Origin of the sequence: Shinella zoogloeoides (assembly GCF_022682305.1) — a bacterium.
In the GTDB taxonomy this organism is placed as follows: Bacteria; Pseudomonadota; Alphaproteobacteria; order Rhizobiales; family Rhizobiaceae; genus Shinella; species Shinella zoogloeoides_B.
Map to the genome: position 1 here is coordinate 320,016 of NZ_CP093528.1, position 14,998 is coordinate 335,013.

At 65.0% G+C, this 14,998-nt stretch carries 16 protein-coding genes; 12 read left to right on the top strand and 4 right to left on the bottom strand.

What is annotated here, in order from left to right; all coding sequences use genetic code 11:
- Positions 1-22: 22 nt before the first annotated feature.
- Entirely contained in the window at positions 23-1,519 is a 1,497-nt protein-coding gene (locus MOE34_RS01640; RefSeq protein ID WP_242220233.1) for a hypothetical protein, read from the bottom strand.
- Positions 1,520-1,929: 410 nt separating this feature from the next.
- On the opposite strand from MOE34_RS01640, the gene MOE34_RS01645 reads away from it, so the two are divergent.
- Both MOE34_RS01645 and MOE34_RS01650 read left to right on the top strand, forming a co-directional pair.
- Complete coding sequence (locus MOE34_RS01645; RefSeq protein ID WP_242220235.1) at positions 1,930-3,312, top strand: nicotinate phosphoribosyltransferase; 1,383 nt, start codon at positions 1,930-1,932, stop codon at positions 3,310-3,312.
- Positions 3,313-3,369: 57 nt separating this feature from the next.
- Positions 3,370-3,717 (top strand): DUF6665 family protein, encoded by a 348-nt coding sequence (locus MOE34_RS01650; protein WP_242220237.1) that lies wholly within the window; start codon positions 3,370-3,372, stop codon positions 3,715-3,717.
- On the opposite strand, the gene MOE34_RS01655 is transcribed toward MOE34_RS01650, so the two are convergent.
- Together MOE34_RS01655 and MOE34_RS01660 are read right to left on the bottom strand one after the other, a co-directional pair.
- Positions 3,714-4,946: a hypothetical protein gene (locus MOE34_RS01655; RefSeq protein WP_242220239.1), complete on the bottom strand. Its 1,233-nt coding sequence runs from the start codon at positions 4,944-4,946 to the stop codon at positions 3,714-3,716. The two genes, MOE34_RS01650 and MOE34_RS01655, sit on opposite strands and share 4 nt — an antisense overlap.
- A 78-nt stretch (positions 4,947-5,024) precedes the next feature.
- Positions 5,025-5,651 carry a ribonuclease D gene (locus MOE34_RS01660; protein ID WP_242220242.1) on the bottom strand — a complete coding sequence of 209 codons (627 nt, stop codon included), beginning with the start codon at positions 5,649-5,651 and terminating at the stop codon, positions 5,025-5,027.
- A gap of 109 nt (positions 5,652-5,760) precedes the next feature.
- Between MOE34_RS01660 and MOE34_RS01665 the strand changes: the two genes are divergently transcribed.
- Positions 5,761-6,045 carry a hypothetical protein gene (locus tag MOE34_RS01665; protein ID WP_242220244.1) on the top strand — a complete coding sequence of 95 codons (285 nt, stop codon included), beginning with the start codon at positions 5,761-5,763 and terminating at the stop codon, positions 6,043-6,045.
- Between the two features lie 18 nt (positions 6,046-6,063).
- Here MOE34_RS01665 and MOE34_RS01670 read toward each other — a convergent pair whose 3' ends face one another.
- Positions 6,064-6,318 (bottom strand): GlsB/YeaQ/YmgE family stress response membrane protein, encoded by a 255-nt coding sequence (locus MOE34_RS01670; RefSeq protein WP_242220246.1) that lies wholly within the window; start codon positions 6,316-6,318, stop codon positions 6,064-6,066.
- Between the two features lie 586 nt (positions 6,319-6,904).
- Here MOE34_RS01670 and MOE34_RS01675 point away from each other — a divergent pair.
- The 9 genes from MOE34_RS01675 (at position 6,905) to cheD (ending at position 14,971) form a co-directional block, all read left to right on the top strand.
- Positions 6,905-8,503 (top strand): globin-coupled sensor protein, encoded by a 1,599-nt coding sequence (locus tag MOE34_RS01675; RefSeq protein WP_242220249.1) that lies wholly within the window; start codon positions 6,905-6,907, stop codon positions 8,501-8,503.
- A gap of 138 nt (positions 8,504-8,641) precedes the next feature.
- Positions 8,642-8,941 (top strand): STAS domain-containing protein, encoded by a 300-nt coding sequence (locus MOE34_RS01680; protein ID WP_242220251.1) that lies wholly within the window; start codon positions 8,642-8,644, stop codon positions 8,939-8,941.
- On the top strand, positions 8,938-9,303 hold the full coding sequence (cheY1, locus tag MOE34_RS01685) for a chemotaxis response regulator CheY1 (RefSeq protein ID WP_024270516.1): 366 nt from the start codon (positions 8,938-8,940) through the stop codon (positions 9,301-9,303). The genes MOE34_RS01680 and cheY1 overlap by 4 nt, the downstream gene beginning before the upstream one ends.
- 23 nt (positions 9,304-9,326) lie before the next feature.
- A complete protein-coding gene (locus MOE34_RS01690) occupies positions 9,327-11,606 on the top strand; it encodes a chemotaxis protein CheA (RefSeq protein WP_242220253.1) in 2,280 nt (759 codons plus the stop codon).
- 6 nt (positions 11,607-11,612) lie between these two features.
- Positions 11,613-12,077, top strand: coding sequence for a chemotaxis protein CheW (locus MOE34_RS01695; protein ID WP_242220255.1), 465 nt, complete (start codon positions 11,613-11,615; stop codon positions 12,075-12,077).
- The gene (gene cheR / locus MOE34_RS01700) at positions 12,074-12,979 is read left to right on the top strand and encodes a protein-glutamate O-methyltransferase (RefSeq protein WP_242220257.1); all 906 of its coding nucleotides are present in this window, start codon (positions 12,074-12,076) and stop codon (positions 12,977-12,979) included. The genes MOE34_RS01695 and cheR overlap by 4 nt, the downstream gene beginning before the upstream one ends.
- Positions 12,976-14,031: a protein-glutamate O-methylesterase CheB gene (gene cheB, locus MOE34_RS01705; protein ID WP_242223687.1), complete on the top strand. Its 1,056-nt coding sequence runs from the start codon at positions 12,976-12,978 to the stop codon at positions 14,029-14,031. Before cheR ends, cheB begins: the two co-directional genes overlap by 4 nt.
- Entirely contained in the window at positions 14,031-14,420 is a 390-nt protein-coding gene (locus MOE34_RS01710; protein ID WP_160786984.1) for a response regulator, read from the top strand. Before cheB ends, MOE34_RS01710 begins: the two co-directional genes overlap by 1 nt.
- On the top strand, positions 14,417-14,971 hold the full coding sequence (gene cheD, locus MOE34_RS01715) for a chemoreceptor glutamine deamidase CheD (RefSeq protein ID WP_242220258.1): 555 nt from the start codon (positions 14,417-14,419) through the stop codon (positions 14,969-14,971). The genes MOE34_RS01710 and cheD overlap by 4 nt, the downstream gene beginning before the upstream one ends.
- The last annotated feature ends 27 nt before the right edge of the window (positions 14,972-14,998 follow it).

Here is a 14,998-nt window from a genome sequence, read left to right on the forward strand (position 1 = left end):
GGCTTTTTCTTTGGGGGATCGGTCAGGTCCAGTAGTCGCCGAGCTTCTGGTAGAAGACGAGGCCCGGCTCTATGACGCCGACCATCTCCGCCGTCTTCTCGCGCCGGCGCGCCATGTCGGGGCTTTCCGGCTCCGGTTCCCCGCCGCCGGGGTCCTCCTGCATCTCCTCGCCGTCCTCTTCGCCGGCCGGGTCGTCCTCGCCGGGCGCATCGTCTTGTTCGGCCTCGCGGCTTTCCGGCCAGGCGATATCCTCTTCCGCCGGCAGGTAGGGCACGAAGGCGAGGGGAACGCCCTCACGGGGAATTGCTGCGGCGGGTAGCCTCTCCGGCAGGACGTCGGCCACCGCCATGGATTGGGCGGCCGCCCTGGCTTGCGGCGCGGAGGCTGCCTCGTCCGGTTCGGCGGAGGGTTGCGGCGCCGCCGCTTCCGGTTCGCCGGCTTTGGGGCGAGGCTTGCTTGCTGCCTCTTCTGTGTGCTCGCTGGCGATCTGGGCCAGTTCCTGCTCGATCGCCGGATCGAAGGGGTGTTCGAGGAGTGCTCGGATGAAGTTCGCCTCCTCCGGCGAAAGGTTTTCCATCAGGTGCGCCACCGCCTGCATGAGCTGGGCGGGGGGCGCGTCACGGGCGACGGCCTGTAGCACGCTGCGGGCAAGCGCTTGTCCCGCCGCGTTGGAAATCTGCGCCCTGGCCGGAACCTCTTCCCGTTTCAGTGTGGGGGATGCCGCTTGCGTGTCTTCCGCGCCATCCTGGTGTCGGATCACCGATTGGGCCGCATCGACTGGCCGCTGGTCGGTTGTCCTGGCGGCCGGGTTTGGCAGGCGGGATTCTGCCCGCGCCGCGGTGTTCCCGGAATTGGAAAGGATGTGTTCCGCCTCGCCCGATGGCGCGGATGTCTGGCCGGCCACGGGGCGCGGCTTGCTGCTGCCTTCGAGATCGAAAATGCGCTTCAGCGCCGTCTGGAGCGCGCGGGCGTCGCCAACCACCTGCGCCGCCTGCTGCGGACCGTGGCGGCCGACGGCGGCGAGTTGCTGGGCGGTCAGGCCGACAGGCTTCTGCTGGCGCTCCGTACCGGAAAGGTCGCCGGGCTGAAGGCTCGTCGCAAGCAGGTTGGCCAGTTTTTGCGCCTCCGGCCCGTTCGGATTGCGCACGATCTCCACGAGGCTGCGTGTCGGCATGGCTGAAAGCACGGTGCCGATCAGTTTTTCCACGCTCGGGCGAAGCTCCGGCGGCAGTCGTGCGATGATGTCGGCAAGCTTGCGGGCGTTTCCGCCCTCGCTGTCGGGCATCGCCTTCAGCGCGGCCAGCAGCGTTTCCAGAAGATCCCGGCCTGGGCTCGGCTCCGCCGTGCGCGGCATGTGCTTGAGCATGGTTTCGAGCAGGCGCAGCAGCACCTCGGCCCTGAGATTGGCGAGAGTGGCGGCGGAGGCCTGCGGCGTGGCGGCGGCGTCGGCCGGCGCACCCGCCTGCAGGGCGGGGGAGGGCTGCGATACCCCTGTCGTCGGTGCCACGCGCGGCAGCATGATGCCTCCTGTCCGTCCTTGCCGATGCGGTCCGCATCCCAGGCCTGCGAATGAATGTACCATCGTTCGTCGGATGGCGCATCATGCGCGACGCTGCGAGATGAAGTGCTTTCGGCCCGGAAAACCGGGCATTTCATGCGGGGAGGCGGCGGCGGGGCCGGCGAAACACTGAACCGCTGACTGTGGCCGGACGGGACGCCCCGAAACTCCGAACAACTACTCTTCGTTACAATTGGCATTTTATGGTTAATGAAACGCTAACGTCGCGGCGGGCGCTTCGCAGGTGCAACATTCCGCGCGCAATTTCCCCGCCGCCACGGCCTTGCCCCTTATGCTCGGCTCGCGTAAATCTTGCCGGCACTGTCGGCCGCCGGGGATTTGCGGACCGCGGATGCGGCGGAGACCCTTCGATGAACCTCACCAACCTCATCCTCAACACCGACAGCTACAAGTTCAGCCACTACCTGCAATATCCGCCGGAAACGCGGGCGATCTCCTCCTATGTCGAGGCGCGCGGCCATTCCGATCATCCGGAAGTGCTGTTCTTTGGGCTCCAGATGTTCCTGAAGGAATATCTGTCGAAACCGGTGACGATGCGGGACGTGGACGAGGCCGAGGCCATCGTCACGGCGCATGGCCTGCCGTTCAACCGCGAGGGCTGGACCCATATCGTCAACAGGCATGGCGGCTTCCTGCCGCTGCTCATCGAGGCGTTGCCGGAGGGCACGATGGTGCGCCGCGGCGTGCCGGTGGCGCAGGTGGTCAATACGGATCCGGCCTGCTTCTGGCTCACATCCTATATCGAGACGGCCTTCCTGCGCGCCATCTGGTATCCGAGCACGGTCGCCTCCAATTCGCGCAAGGTGAAGCAGGTTATCCAGCCGATCCTGGAAAAGACCTGCGACGACCCGGCCGCCGTGCTGCCCTTCCGCCTGCACGATTTCGGCGCACGCGGAACCACGAGTTTCGAGCAGGCGGGCATCGGTGGGGTGGCGCATCTCGTCAATTTCATGGGCACCGACACGGTGAGCGCGGTGCTCTATGCCCGCCGCTACTACGGTGCCGAGATGGCCGGCTTCTCCATTCCCGCCTCCGAGCATTCGACCATGACCGCCTGGGGGCAGGACCGCGAGGCGGAGGCCTACGGCAACATGGTCGACAAATTCGGCAGCAAGGGCCTCTATGCCGTGGTGTCGGACAGCTACGACATCAACAATGCCGTCGCGGAAATCTGGGGCAAACAGCTCAAGGAGCGCGTGCAGGCGGCCGGCGGCACGCTGGTCGTGCGCCCGGACAGCGGCGATCCGGTGGAAACGCCGGTGCAGGTTGTGCGCCAGCTCGCCTATGCCTTCGGCACGCATCTCAATGCCAAGGGCTACAAGGTGCTCGATAACAGCGTGCGTGTCATCCAGGGCGACGGCATCTCGCCCGCCGATATCGGCCTCATCCTCGGCCGTATGGAAGCCTTCGGCTTCTCGGCGGAAAACATCGCCTTCGGCATGGGCGCGGGGCTTCTTCAGCGCGTCAACCGCGACACCTATTCCTTCGCCATGAAGGCCAATGCCCGGCAGGACATGGAAGGGAACTGGCACGACGTCTACAAGCGCCCGGCGACCATGAACCTCAAGGCCTCGAAGGCCGGCCGGCAGGCGGTGGTCGAGGGCTATGTGGGCCTTGAAGCGGCGCGTGTCGACCAGCTCGCGGGTCGGCGGAATCTCCTGCAGCCCGTCTGGCGCGATGGCGAGCTTCTCGTCGACTGGACCTTCGATGCGGTGCGCGCCCGCGCGGCCTGATCCCTTGCAACCCGGCCCGCGCCGCGCCATCTTGAGTCTCCTGACTGGAGACGAGAGATGACGGTTCGCCCGCCGCAGGCGCTTGCCCCTTCCTTCACCAAGGAAACGGGCCTCAATATCCTCGAATACGAGCTGATGTCCGAACGGGCAGATGCGCTCGGCCGGCATGGGCTGAAGGTCGAGAAGGCGCTGGCGGTTCTGGCCGAACGTCTTGCAGCCGGTTGCGGGGAGGGGGAGCGGGAAGACCTGCTCGACGACGCGGCCGACAAGGTCTGGGCCTTCTTCATCCAGCGGGAGATGTGCGGTCTGCGCAGCCAGAAGGATGCGGTCCGCCGCTATGGTATCCCGCCGGAAGTCATCGCCCGCCTCGGTATCGTGCGGCGTAAACCGGAGTCCCGGTCCTAGGCGACGAGCTGGCGGGTGATCAGGTCGTAAATCCCGTTGTCGTCGACACGCAGCGCGAAGATACCCTTCTTCGCCTCTTCCCGTTCCTCTTGCTCGATCACACCCGCCGCATCGAGGTTGCGGACGGCTTCGCCCGTGCTCTCGGCCGGTGTTTCCGTTTGCGGGGAGAGGCCATGATCGGGCTTTGCGGGGGCCTTCTCGTCAACCTCGGTCGCCTCCGCGCCGGCGGCGAGCAACTGGATCGTGTCGATGGCCTCGGTCGGCGTCCGGCTGTCGGCCTTGCCCTTCACGGCGTCTTCGTTGGCGTGGCCGACGGCGTCCTGAAGCTTCTCGACGTCCTCGAGCTTCTCGCCGGCCTCCAGCTTGCCGATGGTTTCCTCGCGCTCCTTGCGCGTTTCAGCATCCTCGACGCGCGTCGGATCCCGTTTCGTGCGGTCGAGCTTCAGTTCCTCGATGGATTTCGGGTCCGCCGCGTCCTCGAGACGGGCGAGAACCTTGCGCATTTCCGGCGTGAGCGCCTTTTCCTCCTCAGCCTTCTCCGCCAGCGCGTCCTTCACGCGCTGAGCCTCGGTGCCATAGGGGTTTCGGATCGCGCCGATGATATCGCTCGCGGTAAGGCCGAGATCGGTGAGGCCGGATTTCCTCTCCAGCGTCGCGACATCCGCCGGAAGTTCGCCGCGCTCGCGCGTCAGCATGGCGGAAAGGCGCTGCTCGAAGTCGGCCTCGTCCTCGCCCTGCGTCACGCCCGTCGCCAACGCAAGGCGTGCGACGAGATTGGCGGCGGCATCGTCGGAGGGGCCGGCCATCGCCTCCTTGACGGAGGAAAGCGTGGTGCCGAGCGAGCGCAGGCTCACATTGAGCGTGCTGCCCTTGGCGGCAAGTCCGACGCTGTCGACGAGGGTGATCTTGTCGGAAAGGCGCTGGGCGAAGGCGCGTGCGGATTCGCCATCCTGCTGGGTGATGCCGAGCGTATCGCTGAAACGGGCGATCACCTTGGCGAGCGTATCGCCGCCGCGGGCGTTGCTGCCGAAGAAATGTTCGTTGATGCGGGTGTTCGCCTGGCGCGCGGCGTCGTCCGACTGCAGGTGCGCCTGCTCGCGGATGTCGTCGTTCTTGCGCCCGCTCGCCTTCTCCGCCTCTTCGCGGCGGCGATCCTCGATCGTCTCGACGATCGACTGCATGGCCGAGATGGCGGCGGTGGACTGCGCGCTCTGCAGCGATGTCAGCATGGCAAACCTCCAGGAGACTGGAGGATAAGGCCGAGGCCGTTAACCGGGCGTTAAGCCTGCGCCCGCGGATTTGCGGGGTCAGCTATGGGCGAAGATATCCGTTTCCTCCCAGCCGAGCAGATCGAGCTTGGCGCGGGTCGGCAGGAAGGCGAAGCAGGCATCCGCATGCTCTGCCCGGCCATCGCGCAGGAGGCGGGCGGTGAGCTTGTCGCGCAGCGCATGGAGATAGAGCACGTCCGAGGCGGCATATTCGAGCTGTGCCGGCGACAGCGTCGCGGCCGCCCAGTCGGAAGACTGTTGCTGCTTGGAAATGTCGACTTCGAGCATTTCCTTGAGATTGTCCTTGAGGCCGTGGCGGTCGGTATAGGTGCGGGTCAGGCGCGAGGCGATCTTGGTGCAGAAGACCGGTGTGGTGGTGACACCGAAGGTGTGGAACAGCACGGCGATATCGAAGCGGCCGTAATGGAAGATCTTCTGGCGCGCCGGGTCTTCCAGCATGGCGGTAAGGTTGGGGGCTTCCTTCTGGCCGGCGGCGATGCGGATGACGTCCGCGGTGCCGTCGCCCGGCGAGAGCTGCACGACGCAGAGTCGGTCCCGGCGCGGGACGAGGCCGAGCGTCTCGGTGTCGATGGCAATGGCGCCGGTATAGCGGGCCGCATCCGCCGCCGGGATATCGCCTTCGTGATACCGGATTGCACTTGCCATGAAAAACCCCATCTAAGCTGTCTGAATATCCGCAGGCCTATATCGCATGTCGCCGGCCGGCGGTACCTCTTTGTGGATTGCGAAAGGCCGGCTCCGACCGGGAAAGACGATGAAGACACGCACCGCCCTCGTGCTCCTTACCATCCTTGTGTCCGCCTCCACCGGGCGGGCGCAGGCTTTCAAGGATCTTCCCGGCGTCGTTCCCTCCGATGCCACGGAGGAATACAGCAACAAGGACGCGCCGCGTTGCACCCAGCAGGTGGAGGTGCCGCGCAGCGACAGGACCCACTGGATGCCGCGAAGCGTCTATGTCTGCGAGAAGAACGGCATGACGTGGAGCAGCACGCAGCCGCCCCCGTCGAGCATACGCACCCTGCGCGGCCTGGACCGGTAGACGCAGGGCGCTTGTCGCTCAGGCGCGCTTGATGACCTTGATCAGCACGAGCAGGATCACGGCACCGATGGTGGAGTGGAGGATGGCGGCGACGATGCCGCTGCCGAGGCTGACGCCGATGGCGGGGAAGAGATAGCCGGCGATGAAGGCGCCGACGATGCCGACGACGATGTTACCGATGAGGCCGAAGCCGAAGCCCGAGACGATGAGGCCGGCGAGCCAGCCGGCGACTGCGCCGACGATGAGGAAAACCAGAATGCTTTCAATGCCCATGATGTGCTCCCTTGGACGGTGTCATTCCGTCGGGATGTAATCTGGCAGCCGATTTGGCGAAAGCAAGAGGGACTTTTAGAAAACCCGCGCCTTTGCTTTCGTGCGCGCGGCCTCGATGTCGATGAGAAGATAGAGTGCTGCGAGCGTTGCGGAAGCGATCAGTGTGGCGCCCAGTCCCAGAACAATCATTGCCTGTTCCCTCTGACATCATTGTCAGTTTACGACTTGAAGATTACGCGCGCGGGCTTGCCCGTGGCTTACGCAACGTCGGGTCGTGTTAATTTTAGCGAAGTCATAAACAAGGTGTGAACTATTAACCTTCAGGCAAGGAATTAACCATAAACATGGGTCTACACGTCGGAATGGGAAACTCGCCGTTTCTCACCCAGGCATGATGCCGAACCGCCGTACCGGAACAGAGCCGGTATTCGAGTTTCACCGAATTTGATCATGGATCGACGGGAGTGCCACGCATGCCGTTTGCGGCAGCGTGCGGCTCGGCCAGCTCCCCATCCATGCGAAATTCAGTCGGTTCGCCCGCAGGGCAACCGGGCATCGTTGGTTTGGGAGCGGATTGGTGCAGGAAATGCCGGCAGAACAGGCTCGAACGGGACAGGCAGCCAGCCTGCGCGACCGTTTGCGCTTTGCCGGGGTGGAAAGCGCCGACGGCGATATCCTGCGCCGCCATCGCCAGACGCTCGAACGGCATGTCGAAACGGCCCTTCGCGATCTCTTCCAGCGTTTCCAGACCTTTCCCGATGCTGCCCGCCACTTCCAGAGCGAGCGCCAGGTCGACCGTCTGCACGACCTCCAGAGTTCCCACTGGAGCGTCCTGACCGATGCGCGCTTCGACGGCCTCTATGCCGAGCGGGTCAAGGTTCTCTCCGACAGCGAAAGCCAGATGGGCCTCGATCCGCGTTGGCGGATCGCCGGTCATTCGGTCGTCCTTGAGACGGTCGTCACCGGCCTCATCGAGGAATATTGGCCGAAATCCATCCTCGGCGGCGGCAAGGCCCGCCGCAAGGAGCTGACCGAGCTCGTCTCCGCCTTCCTGCGCACCGCCATGGTCGACGCGGAAATCGGCGTCTCGCTGCGCTTCAACGAGCTGCGCCACGCCCATGCCCGCGCGCTCGGCGAACAGCGCCGCGAGGACCGCGCCGAGCTTGACCGGGTCTTCGGTGAGGCGATCCGCGGCCTCTCGCAGCTCGATTTCTCGCAGCGCGTTTCCGGCGAGATGCCCGACGCCTGGCGCGACATGGCCGACACGCTGAACGGCGCGCTCGACGAAATCCAGTCCCGTCTTGCCGCGGCCGCTGACCGCGCCAGCGAATCCGACCGTCTCGTCGGCACGCTGGCTTCAGGCGCAAATGCGCTCTCCGCCCGTTCCTCCGAGCAGTCGGCAAACCTCATCGAGACCGCCAACGCCCTCGGCGCCATCGTCGAGCGGGTGCGCCAGACGCTGGGCGAGACCCGCAAGGCCCAGGCCGCTGCCGCCTCCACGCAGGCCTCCGTCGCGCTCAGCGGCAACATCGTCGGTGAAGCGATGTCGGCCATGGCGGATATCGAGGCTTCGGCCGAGAAGATCGGCCAGATCATCGGCGTCATCGACGAGATCGCCTTCCAGACCAACCTGCTGGCGCTCAATGCCGGCATCGAGGCTGCCCGCGCCGGCGACAGCGGCCGAGGCTTTGCCGTCGTCGCGCAGGAAGTGCGCGCGCTCGCCCAGCGCTCGGCCGACGCCGCGCGCGAGATCAAGCAGCTCGTCACGGGCACGAAGGCGCAGGTCGAGGCCGGCGTCGAGCACGTCCATCGCACGCAGGACGCCATCGGCAACATCGTGCGCCAGGTCGAGGACATCAATGAGGCCATCACCGGCATCGCGCGCGAAAGCGCCGTCGATGCGGATGGGCTGAACGGTGTTTCGGCCGAGATCGGTCGCGCCGGCCGCATGCTGGAAGCCGACGCCGCGGAGGCCGGTCGCTTCGGCAATGCGGGCGGCGACCTCCACACCGTCATCCTCGAACTCGGCCGCACGATCCGCGAATTCCACGTTTCGTCGCAGCGCGACCTTCGCCGCCCGGCTCGCCCCGCGCAGGCGGAGCCGCGCGCGACGATGCCGGCAGGCGAAACATCGTCCTCTCCCCTCGATTTCCTGACGGCGCGCGCCGTCGGCTTCGGAGGCTGAGATGACGGCAAGCCAACCCCGGCACTGGTTTTCCACGGCGCGCAGCCGGCTTTCCGAAGAAGGCCTGCCGCCGGCACCGAATGGCGGAGCAACGCATTCGGAAAGACGCAGTCACTGCTTCAGACAAGGAACGCGATAATGGCGAGCAAGAAAGCCGCTCAGAAAAGTCTAAGCCTTGCCCCCGTCCTCGATCTCAACGAGGCGACGGCGCTGCATACCCAGCTCATGGGCCTCAAGGGCAATCCGCTGACAATCGACGCCTCGGCGGTCGAGCGGGTAGGCGCGCTCTGCGCCCAGGTGCTGATGGCCGGCGCCAAGAGCTGGGAAGAGGACAAGCAGCCCTTCACCTTCACCAAGGTGTCCGACCCTTTCATGAAGACAATGCAACTTATCGGCGTGAATATTGATCACTTGCTGGCACAGGAGGCTACGCAATGAAGAAAAAAGTCCTGACCGTGGATGATTCCCGGACGATCCGGAACATGCTTCTGGTCACTCTCAATAATGCAGGCTTCGAGACCATTCAGGCGGAAGACGGCGTAGAGGGCCTCGAAGTCCTCGAAAACGCGAACCCTGACGTCATCGTCACCGACATCAACATGCCGCGCCTCGACGGCTTCGGCTTCATCGAAGGCGTGCGCCGCAACGAGAAGTACCGGGCGATCCCGATCCTCGTTCTGACCACCGAGAGCGATGCCGAGAAGAAGAACCGCGCCCGCCAGGCCGGTGCGACGGGCTGGATCGTAAAGCCCTTCGACCCGACCAAGCTGATCGATGCAATCGAGCGCGTAACCGCCTAATCCTCCAGTCCAGGATTTTCCCGATGGATATGAACGAAATCAAAGAGATCTTCTTCCAGGAGTGCGAGGAGCAGCTCGCGGAACTGGAATCCGGTCTCTTGAAGTTGAATGACGGGGATCGCGACCCGGAGACGGTCAACGCCGTGTTCCGTGCCGTCCACTCGATCAAGGGCGGTGCCGGCGCATTCGGCCTCGATGACCTCGTCTCCTTCGCCCACGTGTTCGAGACGACACTGGATTGCGTTCGATCCAACAAGCTGGAGCCCACCCAGGACGTCCTGAAGGTCATGCTCAAGTCCGCCGACGTTCTGGCGGACCTGACCAACGCGGCCCGTGACGGCGGCAGCGTCGACGAGGCGCGCAGCCGCACCCTGATCCGGGAACTCGAGGCGCTGGCCCACGGCGAGGTTCCCGCTGCCGCCGAGGCGCCCGCGCCGAAGCCGGTTGCCGCTGCCCCCAAGGCGGCCGCGCCTGCACCGGTCGTCGAGAAGCCGGCGGTCAACGACGAAGGCTTCCAGCCGATCCCGTTCTCCTTCGGGGATTTCGACGAGGAGGGCGCCGACCACTACGTGCCGACCGTCCAGGTCTCGTTCAAGCCGAAGAAAGACCTCTACGCCAAGGGCAACGAAGCCGTCCTCCTGCTGCGCGACGTTTCCCGCCTCGGCGAGATGAGCGTCTATTGCGACATGGATGCCCTGCCGACGCTCGACAAGATGAACCCGGAGGAAGCCTATTTCTCCTGGAAAATCTCGGTAACGACCGAAAAGGGCGAGGACGGCGTGCGCTCCGTCTTCGAATTCGCGGAATGGGATTGCGACCTCGATATCCAGACCATCGAGGAAGACGTCGTCAGTGAGGCGAGCGGTGACGAAGAGCTGCCGATGCAGCCTGTTCCCTTCGACCTTTCCATGCTCGACGACGGTGGCGCCGCTGCCGCCGACGAACCGGCCATCATCGAAAGTGATGCCGCGGCTGCCGTCGCCGCCGCCGAAACCGCCACCAAGGTCGCGCAGGTCGCAAGCCGCGCCGCCGAGAATAAGGCTGCTGCCGCCGCTTCGGCCGCCAGCGCCGCGCAGGCGAACCAGGCTGCTGCCGCAGGCCAGACGATCCGCGTCGATCTCGATCGCGTCGACCGCCTGATCAACCTCGTCGGCGAGCTCGTCATCAACCAGGCGATGCTTTCGCAGAGCGTTGTGGAGAACGACAACAACGGCACGTCCTCCATCAATATGGGTCTGGAGGAGCTGCAGCAGCTCACCCGCGAGATCCAGGACTCGGTGATGGCGATCCGCGCGCAGCCGGTGAAGCCGGTCTTCCAGCGCATGGCCCGCACTGTCCGCGAAATCGCCGACATCACCGGCAAGTCGGTTCGCCTCATCACGGAAGGTGAGAACACCGAAGTCGACAAGACCGTCATCGACAAGCTCGCCGAGCCGCTGACGCACATGATCCGCAACGCGGTCGACCACGGCCTCGAAATGCCGGAGAAGCGCGAAGCCCTCGGCAAGAACCCGGAAGGCACCGTCCGCCTCACGGCAAAGCACCGTTCGGGCCGCATCGTCATCGAGCTGGCCGACGACGGCGCCGGCATCAACCGCGAGAAGGTGCGCCAGAAGGCCATCGACAATGACCTGATCGCGGCCGATGCGAACCTGTCGGACGAGGAAATCGACAACCTGATCTTCCACGCCGGTTTCTCCACCGCCGACAAGGTCTCGGACCTGTCCGGCCGCGGCGTCGGCATGGACGTCGTCAAGCGCTCGATCCAGGCGCTCGGCGGCCGCATCTCGATCTCGTCCAAGCCGGGGCAGGGCTCCGTCTTCACCATGAGCCTGCCGCTGACGCTCGCCGTCCTCGACGGCATGGTGGTCACGGTCGCCGGCCAGACGCTCGTCGTGCCGCTGACGGCCATCGTCGAGACGCTGCAGCCGGAAGCCTCCGCCATCCATTCCTTCGGCGCATCGCAGCGGCTCATCTCGATCCGCAACTCGTTCTGCCCGCTGGTGGATGTCGGCCGGATTCTCAACTTCCGCGCCACGCAGGCAAATCCCATCGAGGGCGTCGCGCTTCTCGTGGAATCGGAAGGCGGCGGCCAGCGCGCCCTCATGGTCGATGCGATCCAGGGCCAGCGCCAGGTCGTCATCAAGAGCCTCGAGGCGAACTACACCCACGTGCCGGGCATCGCCGCCGCCACCATTCTCGGTGACGGTCGCGTCGCTCTCATCCTGGACGTCGATGCGGTTGTCGCCGCTTCGCGCGGCCAGTCCCTGAAACAAGACATCTCGCTCGCTGCCACCGGTTGATAGCCCATGACGAACGCGGTCAAGAATCTCACCCACGGACGCGAACTGATCGCCTTCAGGATCGGCGATCAGGAGTTCTGCGTGAACATCATGTCGGTCCGGGAGATCCGTGGATGGACCCCGGCGACGCCGATGCCGCACGCGCCTTCCTACGTGTTGGGCGTGATCAACCTGCGCGGCGTCGTCCTGCCGATCGTCGACATGTCGCTGCGCCTCGGCATGAAGCCCGTGGAGCCGACCGTGCGCCACGTCATCATCGTTGCCCAGGTCGGGCCGAAGGTGGTGGGCCTGCTGGTCGATGCGGTATCCGACATCCTGACCGTGACCGACGAGAACATGCAGCCGACGCCTGACGTCGCCAACGAGGCGACCAAGGCCTATGCCCGCGGCATCCTCGCCATCGAGCGCCGCATGATCTGTCTTCTCGAGCTCGAATCCCTGTTCCCGCATACCGAAAGCGAAGCCGCATGACCTATTCTTCGGCCATCGATACACGGCAATCGCCGGACGAATGCCTCGCGAGCGGCGAGTATCCGCTGACGCGCAAGGATCTGTCCGAGATCGCGGCCATGATCTATGCGGATGCAGGCATCTATCTCAACGAGACCAAGGCTTCGCTGGTCTATTCGCGCCTGTCGAAGCATATCCGCCAGCTCGGCCTCAAGGGCTTCCGGGAATATTGCGCGCTCGTCTCCTCGCCGGCCGGCGCTTCGGCGCGCAAGGAGATGCTGTCGCACCTGACTACGAACTTCACGCGCTTCTTCCGCGAGAACCATCACTTCGACCATCTGAAGAGCGACGTCCTGCCGGAGCTGCTCGCCCGCGCCCGCAACGGCGGCCGCGTGCGCATCTGGTCGGCGGCCTGTTCGGACGGGCAGGAGCCCTACTCGATTGCGCTGACGGTGCTGTCGCTGATGCCGAATATCGCCGACTACGACTTCCGCATCCTCGCGACGGACATCGACCCGAAGATCCTCGCCATCGCCAGGGCCGGCGCCTATGACGCCAATGCGCTGGAAACGGTGAACCCCGCCATGCGCAAGCAGTTCTTCCGCGAGGTGGATGCGGGCGGCCGGCAGAAGTGGCAGGTCGACGACCGGGTGAAGCGGCTCATCACCTTCAACGAGCTGAACCTGATGGCGCAGTGGCCGTTCAAGGGTCCGTTTGACGTGATCTTCTGCCGCAACGTCGTCATCTATTTCGATGAGCCGACGCAGATGAAGATCTGGTCGCGCTTCGCTGGCATGCTGGGTGACAACGGCCACCTCTATATCGGCCATTCCGAGCGTGTCTCGGGCGAGGCGAAGAACCAGTTCGACAATATCGGCATCACCACCTACCGTTACACCGGCAAGTACAGGAGGGGCGCATAATGGCACCAGCGCGTGTCCTCGTCGTCGACGATTCGCCGACCATGCGCGGCCTGATCACGGCCGTGCTCAACGCCGATCCCGATGTGAACGTCATCGGCCAGGCCGGCGACGCCATGGAAGCCCGCAACGCGATCAAGCAGCTCAATCCGGACGTCGTGACGCTGGATATCGAGATGCCGAACATGAACGGGCTCGAATTCCTCGACAAGATCATGAAGCTCCGGCCGATGCCGGTCATCATGGTCTCCACGCTCACCCATCGCGGCGCGGAAGCCTCGCTGATGGCGCTGGAGATCGGCGCCTTCGATTGCGTTGGCAAGCCGCAGCCGGGCGATGCCCGTCCCTTCGGCGACCTTGCCGAGAAGGTGAAGGCTGCCGCCCGCTCGCAGCGCCGTTTCCACGCAGAGCCGCCGCCGCTTGCGCCCGCCGCCTCGAACGTCAACCCGGCCGCCGGCTATCGGCCCGGCCGCCGCGTCGTCGCCATCGGCTCCTCGACGGGCGGCGTGGAAGCGCTGATCGCGGTCCTGCAGAAATTCCCGGTCAACTGCCCGCCAACCGTCATCACGCAGCATATGCCGCCGACCTTCACCAAGAGCTTCGCCGAGCGGCTGAACCGCCTCTGCGCGCCGGTGGTACAGGAAGCGACGGATGGCGCGCGTCTCGAGATCGGCAAGATCTATCTTGCGCCCGGCGGCGACCGTCACCTTCAGATCACCAACCCGCATGCGCCCTGCTGCCGGCTGGTGGAACGCGATCCGGTCAACGGTCACCGCCCTTCGGTGGATGTGCTGTTCGATTCGGTGGCAGAGCTCGCCGGCCGCAATGCCGTCGGCGTCATCCTGACCGGCATGGGCCGGGACGGGGCGGCGGGTTTGTTGAAGATGCGCCATGCAGGGGCGCGTACCATCGGCCAGAACGAAAAGACCTGCGTCGTATATGGAATGCCCAGAGTGGCTTTCGAACTGGGTGCCGTGGAACACCAGTTTCCGCTCTCCTCCATAGGGGAGGAAATCCTGAAGATCACTGCGGCCCGTAGAGAAGGGAGCGAATAATGTCTATCGCTGAAAAAATCAAAGTACTCATCGTTGACGACCAGGTGACGAGCCGCCTGCTTTTGGGTGATGCCCTCCAGCAGCTCGGTTTCAAGCAGATCACCGCGGCCGGTGACGGCGCGCAGGGCATGGCCATCATGGCCCAGCAGCCGCACCACCTCGTCATCTCCGACTTCAACATGCCGAAGATGGACGGCATCGAGTTCCTTCAGGCGGTTCGGTCCAATCCGAACACCAAGAAGGCGGCTTTCATCATCCTGACCGCGCAGGGCGACCGTGCCCTCGTGCAGAAGGCGGCGGCGCTGGGTGCGAACAATGTTCTCGCCAAGCCCTTCACCATCGAGAAGATGAAGGCGGCTATCGAAGCCGTGTTCGGGGCATTGAAATGATAACAGACGCCGGGACGCGCCGCGTCCATGTCATTCAGGGCGAATACAAGGTCCTCAACGATCCGAATGTGGTGCTCACCACCATTCTCGGCTCGTGCGTGGCCGCCTGCATGCGCGACCCGGTCATTGGCGTCGGGGGCATGAACCACTTCCTGCTGCCCGGCTCGGCCGAGGCCCTGGCCTCGGGCGGGGACGCCACACGCTACGGCGTGCACCTGATGGAACTGCTGATCAACGGCCTCCTGAAGCAGGGCGCGCGGCGGGACCGGCTGGAGGCGAAGATCTTCGGCGGTGCGCGCACGATCGCCCGCTTCTCCAATGTCGGCGAGCAGAATGCGCTCTTCGCCCGCCAGTTCCTGATGGACGAAGGCATCAAGGTCGTGGGCGAGAGCACGGGCGGCGAGCACGGGCGCAAGCTGGAATACTGGCCGTCGAGCGGCCGTGCCCGGCAATATGCCCTGACCGGCGTCGAGACGCAGAAGACGGTTGCGCTGGAGCAGCGGCCCGCTCCCGTCGTCAAGCCCGTCGAAAGCTCGATCGAATTCTTCTGAGCGGCGGTCCCGCTGCGCGGAAACGAA

What these genes read in the sequence shown, in the direction of transcription:
- MOE34_RS01640 (WP_242220233.1), bottom strand. Translation starts at nt 1,519, where the DNA reads ATGCTGCCGCGCGTGGCACCGACGACAGGGGTATCGCAGCCCTCCCCC.
- MOE34_RS01645 (WP_242220235.1), top strand. Translation starts at nt 1,930, where the DNA reads ATGAACCTCACCAACCTCATCCTCAACACCGACAGCTACAAGTTCAGC.
- MOE34_RS01650 (WP_242220237.1), top strand. Translation starts at nt 3,370, where the DNA reads ATGACGGTTCGCCCGCCGCAGGCGCTTGCCCCTTCCTTCACCAAGGAA.
- MOE34_RS01655 (WP_242220239.1), bottom strand. Translation starts at nt 4,946, where the DNA reads ATGCTGACATCGCTGCAGAGCGCGCAGTCCACCGCCGCCATCTCGGCC.
- MOE34_RS01660 (WP_242220242.1), bottom strand. Translation starts at nt 5,651, where the DNA reads ATGGCAAGTGCAATCCGGTATCACGAAGGCGATATCCCGGCGGCGGAT.
- MOE34_RS01665 (WP_242220244.1), top strand. Translation starts at nt 5,761, where the DNA reads ATGAAGACACGCACCGCCCTCGTGCTCCTTACCATCCTTGTGTCCGCC.
- MOE34_RS01670 (WP_242220246.1), bottom strand. Translation starts at nt 6,318, where the DNA reads ATGGGCATTGAAAGCATTCTGGTTTTCCTCATCGTCGGCGCAGTCGCC.
- MOE34_RS01675 (WP_242220249.1), top strand. Translation starts at nt 6,905, where the DNA reads ATGCCGGCAGAACAGGCTCGAACGGGACAGGCAGCCAGCCTGCGCGAC.
- MOE34_RS01680 (WP_242220251.1), top strand. Translation starts at nt 8,642, where the DNA reads ATGGCGAGCAAGAAAGCCGCTCAGAAAAGTCTAAGCCTTGCCCCCGTC.
- cheY1 (WP_024270516.1), top strand. Translation starts at nt 8,938, where the DNA reads ATGAAGAAAAAAGTCCTGACCGTGGATGATTCCCGGACGATCCGGAAC.
- MOE34_RS01690 (WP_242220253.1), top strand. Translation starts at nt 9,327, where the DNA reads ATGGATATGAACGAAATCAAAGAGATCTTCTTCCAGGAGTGCGAGGAG.
- MOE34_RS01695 (WP_242220255.1), top strand. Translation starts at nt 11,613, where the DNA reads ATGACGAACGCGGTCAAGAATCTCACCCACGGACGCGAACTGATCGCC.
- cheR (WP_242220257.1), top strand. Translation starts at nt 12,074, where the DNA reads ATGACCTATTCTTCGGCCATCGATACACGGCAATCGCCGGACGAATGC.
- MOE34_RS01710 (WP_160786984.1), top strand. Translation starts at nt 14,031, where the DNA reads ATGTCTATCGCTGAAAAAATCAAAGTACTCATCGTTGACGACCAGGTG.
- cheD (WP_242220258.1), top strand. Translation starts at nt 14,417, where the DNA reads ATGATAACAGACGCCGGGACGCGCCGCGTCCATGTCATTCAGGGCGAA.